The following is a 20,162-nucleotide window of genomic DNA, read 5'->3' on the forward strand; positions in this document are numbered from 1 at the left end:
GCAAAAACCGCTGTAGCAGGCACAACGCTACAGCGACGCCTCCTGAATCTCTCCCGAATCGAGCGCACGCTCAATCAGACCTTCGCCCTGCACCTTGCGGATCGCATCGGCGATCAGCCTGGCGGGTTCTTCGATCTCCGCCTTGAGCGCCCCGAGAAAGCCCGAGGCGTCGAGAATCACCAGCGTTTCCGCCGAATCCGCCCGGCTGATGATGACGCGATGCGGCGTCGGCCCTTCGCCGAGACTCGCGCAAAACGCCATGCTCTTGCCATCAATCGATTGCTCAAAATTTTGAATCATTGCCGACTCCTAGCCCCGGATTGAAACAGCCTGTCAGCGGTGCAGGCCGCCGCGCGGCGCGCGAGCGCCGTCAATGCTGATACCACCGGCGCCGGTCACGAACAGCAGGAGAAAGCCACCGGCAATCCCGATGTTCTTCCAGAAGTGAATCACCATGTCGTGCTGCATGGCTGCGTCCGTCACATTCCAGAAATCGTGCCCGAGGACGGCGGTCGCCACCGTGTACACCGCCATGATGAGCGCCAGTGGGCGAATCTTGAAGCCAAGCACCAGGCACAGGCCGCCCAGCGCCTCGACGGCAGTGGCGAGCGGCGCCGCGATCTGCACGAACGGCACGCCCCGGCCCTGCAGATACCCGACAAAACCCGCATATCCCATCAGTTTCATCACGCCGCCCCACAGGAACAAAACGGCCAGAGCCAAACGTGCGATGAAGATTACGATGGAATCGCCGGGACGCGTCATGAGAGAGGGCTCCTGTAGGTGAATAAGGAGAAGACCGGGCGATACGCTGTCAGTTCCCGGTAATTGCCTGTCAGAATATGCCCAATGGCACGCATCTCCAAGCAAAAACGCGCCCTGCCCGCCCTCTATCAGGCGAGTTTTCCCTACAAAACGGCATCAATCGGCCAGCCGATTGCTCGACCGATGGCTCGCCGCGCGAGACGGCTCTTGTTATAATCCTTTCATGATTTCGAACAAAATATAACGCACCTGTGCGTCACGGGCCCCAGGACTTCCATGCTGAAAACTGATCGCCTTCGCGCGCTCGCTGACGCGCTGGCCAGACAAAATGTGATGCGTCTGCGCGACGCGGCCGCGCTGCTTGGCGTCTCCGAGATGACCGTACGCCGTGACGTCGCCGCGAGCCCCGGGCAGTTCACCTACCTGGGCGGCTACATCGTCAGCGCGACCGACGTGCCGAACACTGCCGGCTACTCGCTGGAACAGGAAAAGGACCACTTCGCGCAAGCCAAGGCCGAGGCCTCGGCATTCGCCGCGAAACTCATCTCCGACAACGAAACGCTCTTCATTGATTGCGGCACCACCCTCACTACGCTCGCGCGGCTGATTCCTGCCGAGCGGCATGTCACGGTGGTCTGCTACTCGCTGAATGTCGCGGAAATCCTGCGGCGCAAGCCGAACGTGCGCATGATCCTGCTCGGCGGCATGTACGTGCCGTCGTCGGATTCATTCGCCGGTGAAGAGAGCATCGAGGTGCTGCGCCGCATGGGCATCAACAAGGCGTTTATTTCCGCGGGCGGTGTGGATCAGGCACGCGGCGTCACGTGCTGGAACTTCCACGAGGTTGCGCTCAAGCAGGCGGCCATGGCGAGCGCCGTCGAACGACATCTCGTGGTGGATACGAGCAAGTTCGGCGTAGTCAAGGCGGTGCGCTTCTCGCAGATCGACGACTTCGATTCGATCATCACCGAGAAGGGGCAGGAGCTGTGCCAGCGTAAATAAGCCTGCTGAGCGCCCCTGCGTCCTGGCGTGTCATTGGCTCACGGATAGGTGGCCACTTCGATCAGGTTGCCGTCCGGATCGCGGCAATAGACCGAGGTCATGGGACCGCGTGCGCCGGTGCGAGGGCTTGGACCCGCCTCGATTGCAACGCCTTGCGCCAGCCAATGCGCCTTGACGGCATCAGGGCTCGCCTGGGTTACAAAGCATAAATCCGCGCTGCCCGGCACCGGCGCCACGCCGGTAAACCAAGCGACAGTGTCGGCGTCCTTCGGGCGCAGATTGATCTTGTGCGCGCCGAAGTGAACGGCGACCCGCACGCCCGTGCGCGACTCGAAGTCGATGCGCTGCATGCCGAGCACACGGACATACCACTGTGCGCTAGCTTCGACGTCCGCTACGTTCAGAACGAGGTGGTCAAGCGTGTCTACAGAGAAGCTCATGATGATGAGGGATGCCGTATAGGTGTCAGTTATCCGAAGCAAGCGCAACCGGAAGCTCTTCCAGACACGCTGCGCGCACACGCTCGATCACTGCCGGCCAGCCCTCCTCGGTCCCGCGCCGGAACAGCCGCAGCGTCTGCGGATACCACGGCGAATCGGTACGTTCATGCATCCAGCGCCAATCGAGCCCCTGCCCAGGCAACATGACCCAGCACGGCTTACCCAATGACGCAGCGAGGTGGGCGATCGACGTATCGACGCAGATCACAAGATCCAGCCCAGCAATGATAGCCGCGCTGTCCGCGATATCGGTTACCTCGGAGCCGAGATGCAGCAAGGGCTGGCAAGCCGGTGGCGAGCGCCCCTCGTCCTCGCCCTGTCCTTTCTGCAGGCTCACAAAGCAGACATCCGGAACACTCCACAGCGGCGCGAGAACGGTGAGCGAAGGCAGCGACCGGTTAGCGTCGTTCTGATGCCGCGGATTGCCCTTCCAGACCAGGCCGATCCGGCGCCCCGCGGGTAGCGCCGCCAGCCGCGCGCGCCAATGCTCGACGAGCGGCGCAGCGAGCTCAAGCCGCGTGACCGGCGGAATCGTCTCCAGGGTGGTGCGAAAATGCAGCGGCGCACTCAACAAGCTGGTCCAGTAATCGAATTCCGCGGCCTTCGCCAAGGCGCTTTCGTGATCGAGCACGGCGTCGACACCATCCAAGGCGGCCAGCAAGCGCTGCAGCGCCGGAAGACAAGCTACCGTGACATGAACGGCGCCCTGCGCCTTGATCAGCGGCAGATAGCGAGCGAACTGCACGATGTCGCCGATGCCGTCTTCCTGCCAGAGCAGCAGCGACTTGCCTGCGAGTGCATCGCCGTGCCACTGCGGGCAAGGCAGCAAGCCCGGCGTCTTGTGGTAGATGAAGTCCTGCTTCCGATAGCGGTACTCGTAAAGCCGAAACCCTTCTTCGAACTGGCCGAGACTGATCAGCAGCGTCGCTAGCGCGAAGCTGGCGTCGGCATAGTCGGCGCGAATGGAGATCGCTCGCCGGTAAGACGCCTCGGCTTCGGCGAGGCGTCCGAGTTCCTTGAATACGTTGCCCAGGTTGTAATGCGCTTCGATGAGCTCGGGACGCAACGCAAGCGCCTGCTGGTAAGCCGCAGCAGCCTCGGGCAAGCGGTCGAGGGCCTGTAGCACGCCACCGAGGTTGTTGTGCGCCTCGACGCCGGCCGGATTGATGACGAGCGCCTCGCGATACGCCATTTCCGCTTCGGCAAGACGCTCCAGTTTGTGCAGCACGATGCCGAGGTTGTAGTGCGCTTCCGCGTAATCAGGGCGCTGCGCCAACGCCTGACGGTACGCGGTCTCCGCTTCGGCCGGCCGCTTGAGATCGCCCAGCACGCTGCCCAGGTTGTTGTGCGCCTCGGGGTAGTTCGTGCGAATCGTTACGGCAAGGCGGCAGGCAAGCTCAGCTTCGGGCAGCCGATGGAGTGTTTTCAACACACTGCCGAGGTTATTGAGCGCCTCGGCATACTGCGGGCGGATTGTCAGCGCCTGCCGGTAAGCCCGCTCTGCCTCCGCTATCCGCCCCAGCTCCCTGAGTGTGTTGCCCAGGTTGTTATGCGCCTCCGCACAGTCTGGGCGCGCCGCCAGCGACTGCCGGTAGGCGTTTTCCGCGTCATCGTAGCGGCGGTGATCGTAGAGCACGATGCCCAGGTTATAGAGCGCCTCGGCGTAGTCGGGGCGCAGCGCGAGCGCCTGCCGGTAGGCGACTTCCGCATCGCCGAAGCGCTTGAGGGCATACAGCACCGCACCGAGATTGTTGTAGGCCTGCGGCTGGTCGGGACGGATCGACGCCACGCTGCGAAACATCGCCTCCGCTTCCTCCAGCCGGTTCAGCCCCTTCAGCAGAATGCCGAGATTGTTATAGGCGTCGACAAAATCGGGCTGAAGCCGGATCGACTCGCGCCAGTAGTTTTCCGCATCCGCCCACTGGTTCAGACCAAGCGCGCAGACGGCGGCGACGTTCAAGGTCTCCACCAGGATGTGACGCTCAGCGCTCTCGCGCGACGCGAGCACCGGTTGCAGCAACGCCGCGGCTTCGGTGAATTTCCCGGCCGAACAGAGCGAAATGGCCAACTGATGAGGGGCTGTGCTGGAGGGCGCTAACGTCGATGCCGAAGTCATAGGTTGAGATTGCCTGGTTCGGCGTTTGTAAGGTCAGAGAAGGCTTTTCGGGTGTGGATGTCTTGCGGGTATCGCGGGGACGCCCATCGTGCAGTCGGAGCGCCCCACAACAAGGTTAAGGCAAGTGCAAGCCGCGCGATGGGGAGAAATAAGCGTGTTGGAGCACGCTATTCGGTGGATGGGCCGGTGAGGAGAAACTGCGGCCCTTGGGGTGGTCGCTGTTAGCGGACGGGTTCGAGGAGTTCGATGCGGTTGCCGAATGGATCGGCGGTAAACACGCGGGTAAAGCCGTCGATCGCCACATCGCTCTTGACCGGATACCCTGCCTCGTTCAGGCTGGCGACAATCGGCGCCAGGTAATCGACGATCAGGCCCGGATGTGCTTTCAACGCGGGCCGGAAATCCTTCTCCACACCCAGATGCAATTGAATCGCGCCGCAGGCAAACCAGACGCCGCCTCGCGCCGCCAGATCCGCCGGCTTTGGCAACTCGCCAAGCCCGAGAATATCGCCGAAGAAACGTCGCGCAGCCGCTTCCCCACCTGCGGGCATGGCTAACTGAACGTGGTCGATTCCGACTACCGGCATGGATGCGCTCCCGATCTTGTTGTGTGTCGACGCACTATAACGCGGCACGCAATCGGGCGACTTACAGGCTAATGCGCAGCGATTGATTCATTCACTTCCGCTCTATAAAAAACATGCGCGAGCGATTTTCGTAGCGGTGCGCTAAGCTCCCGGCCACACCAAACAAAAAAGCAGGAGCAACAAAGTTGACGCAGATTACGCTGCAACCCGTGACGAAGGACAACTGGACCACCTGCGCCAAGCTCGTTTTGCCGGAAAGCCAGCGCGGCTTTGTCGCTCCCAACGTCTACTCCATCGCCGAATCGAAGTTCGAACCGCATTATCAGCCGCGCGCGATCATGCTCGATACCGAAGTAGTAGGCTTCCTGATGTATTGCAAGGACGAAGAAGATAGCGACGGCAAGCACGACGTGTACTGGCTGTTCCGCATGATGATTGCGCAAACGCATCAGGGCAAAGGACTGGGGTACGAGGCCGTGCGCCTCGCCTTGGCCGAGATGCAAGCCATGGGAGCGAGGCGGGCCTACACGATGCATAAGCCCGGCAACGAGGTAGCCGGCAAGTTATACGTTCGCCTTGGCTTCAGGCGCGTCGGTGTACTCGACGATGGAGATGTCCAGTTGCAACTGGATTTCTAGGTTGATGGAGCAGCGTGCGTCGTCCTAAGGCTCGGGACACGCGCCGCTCCTGCAAACGCAGCACACCCAGCGCAACTAGTACGCTCAGTTGTACAGCAACTGGGTGCGCAGATCGCGCGTCACTGCAAGCCCCAGTTTCCTCAACTCCGGATATTCGTCGGGCTGCACCAATACGCTCTGCTTCGATATGACGAGGTCGCGGGTCACGGTAATCGTCCGGCCATCGGCCACATAGGTCGACGAGTACGTCCCGAAAGGCGACGCAAACTTGACCGGCTTGGGCAAATTCGGCACCGTCATGCCATCCGCCAGCGTGATGATGATCGTCTGCGTGACGTGGCGATTCAGGAACGGCAACGCGAAGTCGCGCTTTTCCGTCCCCAGTCCCTCGAACGTGAAGGCGAGATCATTGAGGCTGCCCAGCCCCGCGGGCACCTGCATCGCCCCTGGTCCCGGCAACTGCGCATAGCCCGGCACCTGAAACTCCGTTCGGTAAACTAACGGTTTCGTCAGATCGTGCACGTCGCCATGCTGATAGCTTCCGGTGCCGTTCTGCCCCGTCAGCGACATGATCCGGCTCGCAATCTGCGGCTCGACGCCTGGGGTGATGGAGGCGAATGCCTCACGCGTAACCCAGTCGAGCGCCCCCGTACTTTCAACCTCGCTGCTGCCCTTCACATCGCCGTCGCTATTCAGCGCGATGCGCGTTGTTGCCTGCTCCCGCGCACTGTCCGGCGTGCCGTTCGGCAACTCGACGATTTTCGCGTTGCCACTGCCATCGTCCACCATCAACCCAGGTTTGCCCAGCTCGGGGCCCGGCAATGTGCCGAAGCGCGCGAGGCCCGCCGTCGAATCCGCGTACAGGTTGAGATCCGGCAGATAGGTGATGACGTGATCGAATACGCCAAGCGGTGCGGCCACACCCGGCAGCGAATATTGACTGCCGCTATTCACCAGCACCGCCGTGCTCTTGATGCCCTTCGCGGCAAGCAAGGCTTGCAGAAGTGTCACATGATCCTTGCAGTCGCCGTACTCCGCTTTGAGAATCGCATCGGCGTCATGAGGCACGACGCCGCCGAACTCGAGCGTGATAGCGACGTAACGAATATGCGTGCTGACCCAGTTGTAGAGCGCCTCAGCCTGTGCTTTCGGATCAGTCATGCCCTTGGTCAACTGGTCCGCCTGGGCCTGGACTGCCGACGTCACGGCCGCCTTGGGCAAGGCACGCTCCTGATATGCGGCGCCGACGGCTGCGAAGCTCGGGAAGGTGCTAACGGCAACGTGCGGGCTATCGTCGTTCGCGCTCACGGACTCCAGTTCCGGTGCGTGTGCCGGCTTGTTCTCCAGCGTCCAGCGCCATACCTGGGTATCCGGCTTGTCAGATGCCACCGCGCCGCCGTTCATGCCCTTCGCATCTACATATAGTTTGAGCGAGGTGGGAGCGCGCACCGTGACAACCGCGGAGCGAATCTCGGTATGGTTGCCGAAGTATTCGATCTGCGAAAATTGGCCTGGGAAAATCGCCTTGCGCTGCGTTCTGTGTTCGCGAAACGTGATCGTGGAACCCGTCTCGACCCCGGGGAAAATGACGGTCTTCACCTTGCTGTCGTCGAACATCGGCGCGCCCGCGCTTTGCGCGCTCTGCTGCTCCATGATCTTGTCGGGCGCGACATCGATACGCTTGCCATCCCTGGTGGTCGTATAGGCATCAAGTACTTCGAGATCCTCCAGTGACGTGCTGTAACGCAACGACACCTGGCTACCCTGCTTGACGCTTTGTTCGGTATTGAGTCGCAGGCTCTCGGTCTCGTCTTTCGTATAGGTGCCGTCTGCATTGACCGTGTAGGTGATGTCGTCGGAAACCAACGTGAAATTGGGCTGAAACTCGGCTGCCTGAATCTGGGCGCATGGGCCGGCAACCACCATTGCGGCGGCTACCACTTGAATAATTTTACGCATTGACTTGATCTGTCTTTTGTTAAATCGGGGAGGCGCAACAAGGAGACGGGAAATATTGATTTATATTCACCCGCCGCCCTCAGGCAATATTGCTCCACCTTAATACACGTGTAAAGCCTACGTGATGAGCTTAAGGCAGGGACTTCCCTATTCGTTGAGGAGTCCCGTGTTTTTTCAGATTTTTCAGGTCTACGCAGCGGATACTTCCCATTTACTCGAAGCTCACATCACCGGAACCGGACCGGTTGACGATCCGCGCAGGAGGATTGCCGCGTATGCGCACGTCGCCGGAACCGGCCACGTTGATAATTGCCGAGGTCGACGCATAGCCGCGTAGATCGCCCGACCCCTGCACGCTTGCGTTCAAGCCCTTGGCATGCACCGCGCGAACGTCGACACCGCCGGAGCCTTTGATCGCCACGTTCACCATGTTCACGTTACCGGCGGCCACGACCGTGCCGGAGCCGGAGACACTCAGATTCAGTGAATCGCCGCTAATGCCGGATGCATTCAGCGATCCCGAGCCCGAAAGATCGATGGCCAGCAAGGACGGCGTCGTAATCACGACCTTGACCGGCTTCGTCAGGATTACCCGCTCCTTGAGCGTGATATCCAATACGTTGTCGTGCACGGTCGTGAGTACGAGCGGCACGACGTCGGCAGGACCGGACACTGAGATCGACGGCGTTGCGCCAATCGAGACGCTCACCTGAACAGGCGCATCCAGGCTGATACCCGAAAACTTGCCTGCCTGCCGCGCTTCGGTTCTATCAGAGCCTGCAACGATGGCGACGCCCGAAGACGCTCCAGCCGGCGAGTCGACACGGATAATGCCGCCCGGATTGCCCTGGGCTTCCGCCAGGCTGGTGAGAATGCAGCAGGCTGCTGCGACGGTTAGTGCGGCGACGGATATATTCATGGTTTTATCGATCCTTTGTCTCGGCTTTGGGCCACTCCGGTTGCGCATGATGCGCCTAAGGAGTGGGAGACGTCAAACCGGCGTCCGTGCGCTGCTCACCTCATACCGACGGTCATGCTGAATCGCTCGCGTCCAGTTCAGGGGAAAGCGTGCCAGTCATCGTCGACGAACCGGAGACTTCAACATACCCCTTGCGCAGCTTCTCCGCGATCAGCTTGGCGGTCTCCCGCTTAGCACGCTCAGCGGTCTCGAAAGTCTTGACGGTAGTGGTGCCCTTGGTCCCCATGCGCCCAAACACAATGGTCACGTCATTCTCCCCTGCCGCAATCTTCCAGAACTTGTCGGAGATACCCTGCTGAAAGCGCAATTCGGTGAAACCTGTCGGTTCCTGGGTAGGACGATCGGCCAGCTCCGCCTTTGCACGGCTTGCAGCGGTTTCAAGTGAAACGCTGGCCGGCACGCCCTCGAACGGATCGTCGTCGACCGGCGCCGCCGGATCAACGCGCAACGCGGCCTCGATCTGGGCAAGCACTGCGTCCTCATCGCGCAACCAGCTATTCGACGGGATATCGATCACCTTCCAGCCAAAGCGCCGAAGCACGGCGGGCTGGAACACGTAGCGGTCTTCCGTGCGGCCGTTCGCCTGGGCATCGAGCAGAATACCAAGCGCATGACTACGACCGTCTGGGGCGACAATCGCCAGATCGCAACGGAAACTGGCGCTGCCCACATCCGTCTGTACTGTATGCCCGCGCGCGCGCAACACCTCGGCAATCGCATGGCGCAGCGCATCGGGCGGCGCAACGCGCGCGAACACGCGCTGCGCCTCGGGGTTGAGCGTCGCCAGAATCGCCTGGCCGTGCGCGGCATCGCCGCGCGATTGTGCGTCTGCGAAGGCGAGGAAAGTGCGCAAGGCACGCGCGCCGTCGTTGTGCGTATTAGTGATCGCTTCGGCCCGGATGGTCGACACCACCGCCATATGCTGGCGGGCACGGCTGAAAATCACGTTGAGCCGCTTCTCGCCGCCGCGCTGGTTGATCGGGCCGAAGGTCATGGTCATCCGCTTCTTGCGGTCGGGCGCATAGCAGATGCTGAGCAGGATGATGTCGCGCTCATCGCCTTGCACGTTCTCCAGGTTCTTCACGAACAGGCTATTGATCTGACCGTCATCTTCCCGTGCGTACTCCTGCTCCAGACGCGCGGCGAAACTGGCATCGTCGGCGGCGAGCGCTTCGAGCGCGCTTTCGATTTCGCCCTGCTGCGCTTCCGAAAACGCGACGATGCCGATACTCGGACCGGGCCCGCGTGCCAGCAAATCGCGCACCATGCCGGCAATCAGCCGGGCCTCAGGCAGGTTGGTCCGTTTGTCATAAACGCCGTCCGCCACCGGATGAAAGCTGATCGCCCGCGCCAGCATCCGCTCGACGGCTGTCCCCGCCGCCTCAGGCGCTTCCGAGTGCAGGGGCTCCGGCGCGCTGGCACTCTCCGCCAGCGTGCGATCCGGTATCGTGATCAAACGGCCGTCGTAGAAGGCAGCATTGGAAAAACTGATCAACGCCTCCGAGCGGCTACGATAATGCCACGCAAGCAAGGTTGCGGGCAACGTGCGAGCCGCCTGGTTGAGCAGGCTGTCCGCATCGAGCTGGATCGCCAGTGCCTCGCCGTCTTCCTCGACGCTCACCTGGGTGTCCTCTTCATCGCGGGTCACCGAGAAAAAGCTCGTCGGAGGAAGCTGCATCTCGTCGCCCACGACGATGACTTGCGGCGCACGACTCAACGCCGGTACCGCCTCCTCAGTCGGAATCTGGCTCGCTTCGTCGAAGATGACCACATCAAACAGGTCGTGACGCAACGGCAACGTGTCGGAAACCGAAAGCGGGCTCATCAGCCAGATCGGCTTCAGGTCGCTCGCCACCGCGCCGGTCTCGCCATCGGCCAGATCGCGGATCGAACGGTAGCGCATCGTTTTGCCGAACTCGTGTTCAAGTTCGCGCCGGCCAGTGGTATAGAGCTTCTTAAACTCACGTCCCGCCGTATCGAGCTGACTGACTGAGATCGACGAGCGCCTCACATTGCTGCGAAACCGATGCTGGCCGGCCGCACAGATGAACGCCCCGTTGTCCTGCTGCAGGATGGTCCGCGCACGCGCCGCGCGCCGCGCACTGGATGCCAGGTCCGCCGCATCGAAGCGCTGCAGGGCCGGTTCTTCACGAAAGGCGCGAACAATCGCCTCGTGCAAAACCAGCGCTTCGATTCCAGCGGGATCGAGCGGCACCGTCCGCAAGGCAAAGGCGAAGCGCTCTCCGGCCGCGTCGAGTGCACCGAGAAGCGGCAGCAGATCGGGTAGATCTTCGAGCGCCTCGCGCAGATCGCGTATGGTCTCGGCCAGCGCCATCAGTGTCATCTCGTGCGCACCTTCAAGATGCTGTGTTGCCAGTGCGCCAAGCGCTTCGACAGCGTCCGCCACGGCGGTCACGCGCGCCATCTCAGCCGCGGGCTCGGTGCTGTGCCGCAGATCGCGGAGCAAGGCGCTGACGCTCGCAGGCGGATGATTTGTCCATTCGTCGCGCAGTGCGGCCAGCTTTTCACCATCCGTGGTGCCGAAGCGCTGGTTCAGCAGTTGCCGGGCATGTTCGTCGGCCTCGGTCGCTTCGTGCCGCGCAGCAAGCTGTTCGAGCACTGTCACGATGCTCGGCTCCACTGCATGCGCGGCGAAATCGTAGCGCGCCCGTACCGTTCGCTTGAGGCGGCGCCATGCACCGTTCAGAAACTTGAATAGCGACGTTTCCTGCCGGCGTGCCTGTTCCAGCGCAATACGGGTGTCGCCGGAGCTAAGCGGATCGGTCCAGTGCGATGAGGCCTCGAGTGCTGCGGCAAGCCGGGCGTGGCTGCGCCCTACTTCCTCGCGACGTGCATTGAAATCCGCAGACGCCTCGGACTGCGGATCCAGCAGAGCAAGGTTACCCGCCAGGTTGGTCCCGGTCGCTTGCCTGATGGCTTGCACCACACGCAACGCTTCACCGAGCGTCAGTTCCGCGGAAAGCAGGCCCACTTCGCCTTCAAGCACGGAATCGAGCGCATCAAATAGACGTTCGCCCTCAATCAACATCTGCTCAGCTTCGGCATAGCTGCGTTCATGTGCGACCGTGGCGTGCGAGAGCCTTGCAAACGGATGCGCAGCAAGACTCGACAGACCAAACGCGTCCGCCACTGCGCGGTGAAGCCGCTCTGCCAGCGCGCGATGCGCGTCCCACTCCACCGGAGCCGGCAAGCGTTCGCGGAGCGCCGCTCCGAGTTCCACTGGTTCCGGCAGCGCGATCAGGCGGCGCACCAGCACACGCAGGCTTTGACCGGCGGCATCGGGCACGCGCGTCATCGCCTTCTCAAACGCTTCGATACGGCCGAGATGGCGGTCACGCGCGGCTATCGTTCGCTCCCTCGCAGCCCGGCAAGCGTCGAGCGTATCGTCGCTCTTGCTCCAGTTTTCATAGCAGTCTCTAAGGTCTGCCACAAAGGCCTTCTTGTCCTCTTGCGAGTCGTGAATCAGGCAGGCAAGACGCCCCAGTCCCGCGAGGCGCAAGCGATTGAACACCACGTCGAGTGCGGCCCGCTTCTCGCAGACGAACAGCACGCGTTTGTTGCGGGCCGCATAGTCAGCAATCAGGTTGGTGATCGTCTGCGACTTGCCGGTGCCAGGCGGCCCCTGAATGATGAAGCTGCGGCCGGTGCGTGCAAGCGCCACGGCGGCTTCCTGCGTCGCATCGGCCGGCACGACGCCCCAGAGTTCCGCTGACGGCAACAGCTCGGGTGCGCTCTCCTCCAGGGCGCGCGGTTCGATCGAGAACAGATGGTCGAATGAGGTCGCGACGCTGCGCTCGTCGATGAGCTGGTTGTAATCGCGCACCAGCGACATCTTCTTGTAGTTGAAGTTGGCAAGCGTGACCTGGGTCAGGTCGATTTCCCACGAGAAACGATGACCCTCGCCACGCGCCAGCGAATAAGCCAGCGACTCGGCCTCGCCGCTACCGGGCAGCATGCGCTCCGGCTGCGCAGGCATTGCCGCACCCACGGCAATACGCTGCGGCAGCGGGCTGGGCTTCACATAAGTCTCGAAGAGCGCGAGGCCGAGCGGACGGTAATCGTCACGGTCATAGCTGAAATCCGGCCGCGTCAACGCTTTCGAACGGGCGCTGCGCCCGCGGCGGCGCTGAAAATTCCGCAGCCGTTGCACAGCTTTTTGGTGAACCAGCCGGATCGCGGGCTTATCCGTGAGCGCGAGGTTCACCCCTGGCTCGCTGCGCTGGATCTGGGCCACGAGGTCCGCATGGATGGTCTCGATGCTGGTCTGGGTCAGATCCACCGTTTCGGGCAACTGGATGTCATAGATCTGCCGCAGGTAATGACGCAGTACGGGGTTGAACTCAGCCTCGGTGTCGGCACAGCGCAGCAGGTACTGATCGCGCACGCCCTTCTTTCTCGCGAATTCGACCGGCAACCATAGAAGCGGTGAGGTGATCCGTTCGTGAGGCGCATCCTTGAGGTTGTGCCAGTGGAGAAACGCAACTACGAGACGCAGATGGCTATAACCGTATTCCGCTCGATCACGTTGCGCCTCCTGAAGAATGCGGTCGAATGCCGAGGACAGATAGGGCTGATCCTCGAAGCGCAGCCATTTTGCCAGCGACACCTGCCGGCCGCTCAGAACGTCCCTCGCAAATGCGCTATTCCAGGTGCAGAGTTGCTCGGGACGGATCGCATCCAGGCGCATCACAACCGGCACGCTGGCAACGGTGAAGTTGACGTTCCCCTGGCTGGGCCGGAAATGAATCAGCCGATTGCGGCGCGACAGATCGAATAGCCGGTCGCGCAGGTGGCTGAGTACGGCTACACGGCGGCCCGGAACGCCGGTTGCCTCGGCAAGCACGCGTTCCACGTCGAAACCGGCCGGCTGCTCGCGGTAGTGCTGCAACCGGTCCGCCAGCACGGCCAGATCGCTGGCGCGCTCATGACGATTGAGCGCGGTCATCTCGCCTATCAGCGAGGCGATCACCGGATGCAACGATCGATTGAAAACGAATGGATTGGTCCGGTGCGCGGAGAAACGGGTGACGTCGGCCTCATCGTTAAAATCGAGGTCACAGACAAGGCTTGCAAGGATCAAACCGATGGAAAAAACGTCGGTCAGCTCATCATGGTGGCCGATTGCATACTCCCAGCAGCGATAGCCGACCTGATAGGCGGGTTTGAGCAGCTCGTCATCTGCATCGCTACTAGCGGCTCGCAGGTCTTCAACACGGGTGCCGGTGTCGCTATCCGTCGTGACCCGGTACTCACCCACGATACGCAGCGCCGAACCGCTGTGCGGTTGCATCTGCCGTAGCTTCGCTTCATTCAGGCACGGCTCGACGCCTTCCGGCACGACCAGCACGAGCCTGCCGTCGCCCGTGTCGACGACATCTTCGGACCCGAGCGCGGCGACCCGCCCTGCACTGTGCAAAGCCGCCACGGCGCGCATCAATGGCACTAGCGCATGCACGACGTCTTCCGCAGGCAACGGCCCCGTGAGTTCAAGAAGACGCTGTTCTAGCGTCACCGGCACGGAAGTAGGATTCAACGTTTCAACCGGTTCGTTCATGTCAGGCGCCCTCCCCAAGCGGTGCGAGCAAGCGCTCGATAGCTTGCTTGCCAAGCTTTAGATCGCGCTTTAGTGCAACGCGGTAAGCGTTGAGCCCGCCGAAGCCCTGTGCAAGATGCGCTCCCGCGGTCAGTAGGGCGTCGCGAGCGTCCGGATCAGCCATGGCGAGGTCGAAGCTCAAGGCGATCAGATAGTCGCGTACCGAATCGTCGATACGATCTGGCGCAAGGGCCGCGTTATCGAACGGTAGCTCATCAACGCGCCAGTCCGGAAAATAGCGACGAAGTTGTGCCGGGACCGCCTCGCCAACCGCAGCTGGGTCAGCGGCGAGCCGCGCGAGGAAACCACGCGTGAGCGCAGTCAACTCATGCTGACGCGGCAAATCCAGAGCATTCAATGAAAGCGGACCGCGAATGCGGGCGTCGATCCAGGACTCGACGCCCGTGTCTTGCTGCCACCACTTATGGAGTGCCTGGACTCGCAGGAAGACCTCGGGATGCGTTTCGCCATAGGACTTGCCGGCCTCTGACTCAAGTTCGGCGGCCTGACGTAGATAGGCGTCAGGATCGGCGACAGACAGGCCCGTCATGGTCTTCACCAGCGTCGCGATAGCCGGCCTCGGCGAACCGGCCGCCTGGGCGGCGCCCCGGTCAGCATACAGCTCCGTGTAGAGCCGGTAAGCACGCGCCGTCTCGTTGTGGCTTGGCGCACACCCTTGATACGCAAGCGAATGATCGAGAATCCGGGTTGCGACGTGATATGCACCGTCATTGATCGACCAGAGCTTGTAGTGGGCCAGTTCGTGTCCGAGTAGCGCAATGCGCTCGGCTTTCGACAGCTTCTCCAGGACCGGTCCGTAGAAAATCAGATGGATCTCGCCGGGGATGTAGCTTAAGGCCGCGTTCATCGAACTGTCCGCGGCCTGGTAAAGCGTCACGGGCGCATCGAGTCCGAGCGTGTTTAGAACCAAGCGACAGTCCTCGTGTAACTCCGGGTGAGCCTCGGCATCGAGCCGGTAGGTTTCGCGCAGCAATTGCGAGCGCGTCTCCTGTACATGCTCTTCGTGTGTTCGTTGCGATGCGCTCCAGTTCCAGATCTCCGGCTCGTTTTCTCGAAGAAAAGCAACGATTGCCCGATGATAAGCAAGCGGCTCGAGCAATGGTGCGCTCACCCGGTCGTTCCTCGTGACGCTGTCATTCATATTGTTCGTTCTTTACACACAGCTAGGATGTTGAACGATCCAGGAGACGATACGTTCTCAAGGCCCGGATCGAATTCCCACAAACGTCGTTCGGCTTTTAAGGAACCCGAATCGGCTCCTGTGCCGATTACGGCACTAATTGGCCACATATGATCGCATATCTTTGCGGTCGATCTGTGGCGGGCTCCGCGATATGCGCAACCCGGCGGGCACCTTCTTTGACAACCAACAGGCTCTCCTAAACCCGCCGGTAAATCGAGTCCTTGCGGGTCATCAACTGACCGTCCACCATTTCTCGCCGCAAGGTCGCGCAGTCCTCATGGAATTTCTTGAGGAAGGTGTTGATCTCCTTCTCGCTGTACTCGCGGACCGGATCCAGTTGCTCGACCAGCCAGCGCAAAATAACACGGCGTTTCTTGAGCATGTCCGGAATCTTGACGAGACGTCCACCAACAATGAAGGACTTGAGAATCCGCTGCGTTTCGGCGTCTGCATTGGCTGCGAAAGGCGTGCTCTGCTCCTCCGTAATCGCCGTCACTTCGAAGTGCTTCTGGAAGTTCTGCAAGTTGGTGGCATTGAGGCTATAAACATGCGTATTGCCTTGCTTAGCCATGCTTACCAGATCCACATCGACCAGGCGGCTCAGATGATGCGAGATGGTCGGCTCGGTCAGCCCCAGTGCCTCGGCGATCGCCCCTACGCTCAACTCGCTCTCGGTGAGCAAACCCAGAATCTTCAGCCTCGATCCATCAGCCAGCGCCTTCAAGACCCTGACCATTTCGTTGATGTCGTCCTCGTTCATCGCTACTCCTTAGATAAATATCTAATTAGAAATCTATCAAAATAGAATGAGGCGGACAAGAAATATTTTGTGGAGCCTTTGCGGCATGCCACACGGGAACATGGGAACGGCCCAACGCCGCAAAGGCTTCCGCGGAATCTTTGCGGTCTGACGAGTGCTGGTGGAATATCGCGCTGTTGATGCGGGGCGCATGATGTTCATGCTGGTGGCGCATGCTTAAACACGTCCGCAGCGCCAGAACGGCAGATGCTTTTTAGTCAGGCCCGGCAGGGGTGGCTTATACGCCTTAGTCGGCGAAGCCGCGATAGTAGCGAAGTTCTCCCAACACCGCAGCGCCAATCTCGATCGACTTGCTCGTTCCGTCCGGGATAAAACCGGCTCGCTCGTAGAACACCCTGGCACGATGATTCTCTGCCAATACCCAGAGCGCGACGTTCTGGTAGCCCGCTTCGCGCAGCACCGTTCGCGATGCATCGCTTAAGCGTCTGCCCACGCCTTTCCCCCAGAATGCGGGCAGCACGTAAAACGCCTCCACTTCCGCCCATTGGGCGTCCTTATCCGCATCGCGGCAAGCGCCGAACGCGATCCAGCCCACCGGCACGTTGCCTAAGTGCGCCAGCAATACACGGATGCGACCCTTCTCAAGCGCTTTTCGCCATGCCTCGGTACGGGCAGCGACACTCAAATCCTTAAGAAACTGCGCGGGCACAATCCCTTCATAGGCAGCCTGCCATGTCAACACATGAACCGATGCAATAGACTCGGCATCGTCCACCTTTGCCTCGCGTATTTCAACCAGCATCCCCGTAGTCCTCTTGTAACTTCAAGCCAGCCAGATTATCCAAAGCAGCCCGCAGTGGGCCAGCGATAACCCAATACCGATTCGTGCGGATAGCCATTCTCGCAGACGCGGCCAAGCTGATTGCCACCCCAAGCGGGTATGGCAAAGCTCCCCCGCTTGATAAGGATAGACAAAGATTGAAGCCAAAAGCAAAACGCGACAGTAACGAAGCCTGCCGCCCCGCTCAATGCAAACCGGCCCGCATCCGCACTTCATATTCCTCTTCGACCGGCGCGGGATCGAGCAGACTATCGACAAAGCTTTGGGTCGCCGGGTCCTTGATGAAACTGCTCGCCGAACTGGCCGCGAGAATTGCTGCGCTCTCCTGCGGCCTGGCAATGACAAACCCCTGAACATAGTCCACGCCGATCTCTTTCAACGCACGCAAGGTATCGGCATCTTCAACCCACTCAGCCACGCTGCGCATGCCGAGATTGCGCGCGAGCGCGACAATCGCTTCGACGATGGCCGTGTCAGCGGGATGCGAGCACATAGTGCGAACAAACTCGCCATCGATCTTCAAGGCGTCCGCCGAGAGGCCCTTCAGATACTTGAACGACGTATATCCCGCGCCGAAATCGTCGAGCGCAATCTTGCCGCCCATCTCGTGGACCCGCGCGATGAAGCGCTGCGTGTTCTCCAGATCATGCAGCGCCACGCTCTCCGTGATCTCGAGGCAGAGGAAGCGAACAATAGAGCGGTAGCGTGCGAACAAGGCAAAGATGTCTTCCATGAACTGCTCGTCATTCAGCGAACCACCGCTCAGATTCACACAGACAAAACGCGTATTCGGCAACGCGTGCCGGTTGGTCTCAATCCATTCGAGCACGGTCGCCAACACCCACCTGTCGATGGCCGCGATGTTGCCGGACTCCTCCGCCGCCACAATCACCTTGCTGGCCGGCAGCGTAGAGCCGTCGGGCGCGCGCCAGCGAAGCAGCACTTCGAAGTCGAGCGATTCGGTCGGCGCCGCAAGCGACATGATCGGCTGCATGACGAGAAACAGGCCGGGGGGCAAGCGGTTCTGCCCAAGCGTCTCGACCAGCATGAGTTCTTTGGCACGCTCCTCGAATGCCGCCGCACCCTTGCGGTAGACGACAAGGTGGCCATGCGCCACCCCTTTCGCCTCCCGGCACGCGCCATCGGCATTCGACAACGCATCCTGCACCCGCACGCCGTGCGAGCACTCCACGAGGCCAATCGACGCCTTGACCTGAAACGCGCAATTGCCGACCTGGTAGGGAGCCGCACTAAGCAGGGTGACAAGTTCGCGGCACAGGATGATCGCCTCGTCGATACCCGTATCGCTCATCACGCAGATAAACTCATCCCCGCCGATACGCCCCACTGCATACTCAGGCCTGACAAGCGAGCGGGTGCGCGCTGCGACCTGCTTGAGCACTTCGTCGCCGGCGCGATGCCCAAACAGGTCGTTCACGAGCTTGAAGCGATCGAGGTCGATATAGGCCAGTGCCCAAGGCGTGTGTTCCTCGCTTTGTGCCGCAATCGCCCGTTCCACCCCCCGGCGGTTCAGGGAACCGGTGAGTGGATCGTGCTCGGCCAGAAAGTGCAGACGCTCGATAGCTTTCGAACGCTCGGTGACGTCCTGCAACGAACCTTCGATCCAGCCGTTCGAGCGCGTCGCCTTCAACGAATAGCGCCGCTCGTTCGTTCCGCGCTCGGGCGAACCGCTCAATTCGAGCTCACCCTCGCTCCCCTTCTGGGCTAGCGCCTGCAGGGCACCCCATGCACCCGCTTCGAAAAAATCTTTCCATTGCCGCGCCTTGTATTGCGTCTTGGGCAATTCAAGCATGGCACGCAACGCAGGATTGGCCCGCACGAAGCGGCCGTTCTCATCGAGCGTGAAGAGGCCGATCGGCGTGACGTCATAGGTGTTGCGCAATTCCGTCTGCATCTGGCGCCGCCGTTCACGCTCGGCACGCATCTGCTCTGCAATCGCAAAGGCGGCCATCATGCTCGACGACAGCGCGGCGATCACAGGATTCACGCCGCCGAACAGCAGTTTGATGCCGAAGGCGGCGCCCAATACTTCGGAAAACGTAGCAAATAGCACGACTGCCATCGACGCCACATACCATAGCACGGTGCGCGAACGCGTCTTCCACACAAGCCGCCCAAGCAGGAAAATCAGCACGCCCATGCCGAAACTGCTCAGCCCCCAAAGCACCGGAATGAACTGCGCGTAGCGCAGCGTCGCAGCGGCGGCGAGCAGCAGCAGACCGTTGTACTGCACGATGCGCAACGTCCAGCGATAACCCGCCACCTTCAACTCGCGGCGGAACAACTGACCGAACAGCGAAACCGTGAGCAGATAGTAGACAGCGAACGTCCCCTGGCGCAGCAACTGGATATGGTCGGGTGGGATGATGCGGCCAATCCACTCCATGTCCCAGCCCATCGCGTTCGCGCACAGGCGCAGGTTGCCGACCAGCCATACGGAAAAGATCACATAAGTCCATTCACGATTGATCAGCGCGGTGACGAACACGAACACGGCTAGCGTCAGCAGCCCACCCGCGATCAATGCCGAGCTTTCCTGGAAGTCGAGCGCCGAGCGGTCGAGGTCGTGCGCATTCCAGGCGAGCGCGTTTAGATACGCGGGCCCGGAGAACGTCCCGCGGCACAGAACCGCGCCCTGGGTATAAGGCGCGTCGAGGGCCAGTTCAAAGCCCGCCTTGATCGGGCTTATCTCGCCCTGGGCGCTTCTGCGGTCGCCTTGACCGAGCAAGGTCAGGTTCGAGGCGTCCCAGCAGGCGAGCCTTTGCGCGTGGCGCGAGGGAAATTCAATCAATGTCGGCTGACCCGAGCTCACAACCGGCGGGGTGAGCAGAAACCAGAAGGGGGTCTCGGCGAGATGGGTGCTGTAACGCCTGGTGGGCGGCGCCTGCAGTTCGCCTGTTAGCGCATGCAATGCCTCGGCGGGGGTGAGCGAGCCAGTCGCGTCCGGCAGCACGTGCAGGTCGACGGCGACTGAGCCCTTCGACTCGAATTGCCGTGGCGCCAACACCAGTGCGAGAACCGTGGCAGCCGCGATAACGCCCGGCACGCAATATACCGAGAATGTGAACAGCAGCCAGTCGATAAACGACCCCGCACGCATGTACCTCGATCGCGAAAAGAAAGTCGCCGGTTCCATACCTCGAATTCCCCTGTTGCGGCAGAGCCTCGACTTGGGT

At 61.2% G+C, this 20,162-nt stretch carries 14 protein-coding genes; 2 read left to right on the top strand and 12 right to left on the bottom strand.

Annotated elements, in window-relative coordinates; all coding sequences use genetic code 11:
- Positions 1-27 precede the first annotated feature (27 nt).
- Both FFS45_RS00470 and FFS45_RS00475 read right to left on the bottom strand, forming a co-directional pair.
- On the bottom strand, positions 28-300 hold the full coding sequence (locus tag FFS45_RS00470) for a hypothetical protein (protein ID WP_137952731.1): 273 nt from the start codon (positions 298-300) through the stop codon (positions 28-30).
- 33 nt (positions 301-333) lie between these two features.
- Positions 334-765, bottom strand: coding sequence for a DoxX family protein (locus FFS45_RS00475; RefSeq protein ID WP_137952732.1), 432 nt, complete (start codon positions 763-765; stop codon positions 334-336).
- A gap of 276 nt (positions 766-1,041) precedes the next feature.
- Between FFS45_RS00475 and FFS45_RS00480 the strand changes: the two genes are divergently transcribed.
- Positions 1,042-1,767, top strand: coding sequence for a DeoR/GlpR family DNA-binding transcription regulator (locus tag FFS45_RS00480; protein WP_137952733.1), 726 nt, complete (start codon positions 1,042-1,044; stop codon positions 1,765-1,767).
- 38 nt (positions 1,768-1,805) lie between these two features.
- On the opposite strand, the gene FFS45_RS00485 is transcribed toward FFS45_RS00480, so the two are convergent.
- From FFS45_RS00485 to FFS45_RS00495, 3 genes are all read right to left on the bottom strand, one after another.
- Entirely contained in the window at positions 1,806-2,207 is a 402-nt protein-coding gene (locus FFS45_RS00485) for a VOC family protein (RefSeq protein WP_137952734.1), read from the bottom strand.
- A 25-nt stretch (positions 2,208-2,232) separates the two neighbouring features.
- Positions 2,233-4,383: a tetratricopeptide repeat protein gene (locus FFS45_RS00490; RefSeq protein ID WP_137952735.1), complete on the bottom strand. Its 2,151-nt coding sequence runs from the start codon at positions 4,381-4,383 to the stop codon at positions 2,233-2,235.
- Between the two features lie 221 nt (positions 4,384-4,604).
- Entirely contained in the window at positions 4,605-4,970 is a 366-nt protein-coding gene (locus tag FFS45_RS00495) for a glyoxalase (protein ID WP_137952736.1), read from the bottom strand.
- 185 nt (positions 4,971-5,155) lie between these two features.
- On the opposite strand from FFS45_RS00495, the gene FFS45_RS00500 reads away from it, so the two are divergent.
- Positions 5,156-5,608, top strand: coding sequence for a GNAT family N-acetyltransferase (locus tag FFS45_RS00500; RefSeq protein ID WP_212745676.1), 453 nt, complete (start codon positions 5,156-5,158; stop codon positions 5,606-5,608).
- Between the two features lie 84 nt (positions 5,609-5,692).
- Here FFS45_RS00500 and FFS45_RS00505 read toward each other — a convergent pair whose 3' ends face one another.
- From FFS45_RS00505 to FFS45_RS00540, 7 genes are all read right to left on the bottom strand, one after another.
- Entirely contained in the window at positions 5,693-7,567 is a 1,875-nt protein-coding gene (locus FFS45_RS00505) for a DUF3857 domain-containing protein (RefSeq protein ID WP_249362497.1), read from the bottom strand.
- A 211-nt stretch (positions 7,568-7,778) separates the two neighbouring features.
- The gene (locus FFS45_RS00510; RefSeq protein ID WP_171029527.1) at positions 7,779-8,486 is read right to left on the bottom strand and encodes a DUF2807 domain-containing protein; all 708 of its coding nucleotides are present in this window, start codon (positions 8,484-8,486) and stop codon (positions 7,779-7,781) included.
- Positions 8,487-8,598: 112 nt separating this feature from the next.
- Positions 8,599-14,121 (bottom strand): AAA domain-containing protein, encoded by a 5,523-nt coding sequence (locus tag FFS45_RS00515; protein WP_212745677.1) that lies wholly within the window; start codon positions 14,119-14,121, stop codon positions 8,599-8,601.
- Between the two features lies 1 nt (position 14,122).
- Entirely contained in the window at positions 14,123-15,322 is a 1,200-nt protein-coding gene (locus FFS45_RS00520; protein ID WP_137952738.1) for a M48 family metalloprotease, read from the bottom strand.
- A 238-nt stretch (positions 15,323-15,560) separates the two neighbouring features.
- Complete coding sequence (locus FFS45_RS00525) at positions 15,561-16,124, bottom strand: metalloregulator ArsR/SmtB family transcription factor (RefSeq protein WP_137952739.1); 564 nt, start codon at positions 16,122-16,124, stop codon at positions 15,561-15,563.
- Between the two features lie 286 nt (positions 16,125-16,410).
- Complete coding sequence (locus FFS45_RS00530; RefSeq protein WP_137952740.1) at positions 16,411-16,926, bottom strand: GNAT family N-acetyltransferase; 516 nt, start codon at positions 16,924-16,926, stop codon at positions 16,411-16,413.
- A gap of 223 nt (positions 16,927-17,149) precedes the next feature.
- Positions 17,150-20,086, bottom strand: coding sequence for an EAL domain-containing protein (locus tag FFS45_RS00540; RefSeq protein ID WP_249362499.1), 2,937 nt, complete (start codon positions 20,084-20,086; stop codon positions 17,150-17,152).
- Between the last annotated feature and the right edge of the window lie 76 nt (positions 20,087-20,162).

It is taken from the genome of Burkholderia sp. 4M9327F10 (assembly GCF_005503145.1).
Classification (GTDB): domain Bacteria; phylum Pseudomonadota; class Gammaproteobacteria; order Burkholderiales; family Burkholderiaceae; genus Paraburkholderia.

Coding starts and splice junctions, on each gene's coding strand:
- FFS45_RS00495 (WP_137952736.1), bottom strand. CDS start 4,970: ATGCCGGTAGTCGGAATCGACCACGTTCAGTTAGCCATGCCCGCAGGT.
- FFS45_RS00510 (WP_171029527.1), bottom strand. CDS start 8,486: ATGAATATATCCGTCGCCGCACTAACCGTCGCAGCAGCCTGCTGCATT.
- FFS45_RS00530 (WP_137952740.1), bottom strand. CDS start 16,926: ATGCTGGTTGAAATACGCGAGGCAAAGGTGGACGATGCCGAGTCTATT.
- FFS45_RS00525 (WP_137952739.1), bottom strand. CDS start 16,124: ATGAACGAGGACGACATCAACGAAATGGTCAGGGTCTTGAAGGCGCTG.
- FFS45_RS00490 (WP_137952735.1), bottom strand. CDS start 4,383: ATGACTTCGGCATCGACGTTAGCGCCCTCCAGCACAGCCCCTCATCAG.
- FFS45_RS00470 (WP_137952731.1), bottom strand. CDS start 300: ATGATTCAAAATTTTGAGCAATCGATTGATGGCAAGAGCATGGCGTTT.
- FFS45_RS00540 (WP_249362499.1), bottom strand. CDS start 20,086: ATGCGTGCGGGGTCGTTTATCGACTGGCTGCTGTTCACATTCTCGGTA.
- FFS45_RS00505 (WP_249362497.1), bottom strand. CDS start 7,567: ATGCGTAAAATTATTCAAGTGGTAGCCGCCGCAATGGTGGTTGCCGGC.
- FFS45_RS00515 (WP_212745677.1), bottom strand. CDS start 14,121: ATGAACGAACCGGTTGAAACGTTGAATCCTACTTCCGTGCCGGTGACG.
- FFS45_RS00480 (WP_137952733.1), top strand. CDS start 1,042: ATGCTGAAAACTGATCGCCTTCGCGCGCTCGCTGACGCGCTGGCCAGA.
- FFS45_RS00520 (WP_137952738.1), bottom strand. CDS start 15,322: ATGAATGACAGCGTCACGAGGAACGACCGGGTGAGCGCACCATTGCTC.
- FFS45_RS00475 (WP_137952732.1), bottom strand. CDS start 765: ATGACGCGTCCCGGCGATTCCATCGTAATCTTCATCGCACGTTTGGCT.
- FFS45_RS00485 (WP_137952734.1), bottom strand. CDS start 2,207: ATGAGCTTCTCTGTAGACACGCTTGACCACCTCGTTCTGAACGTAGCG.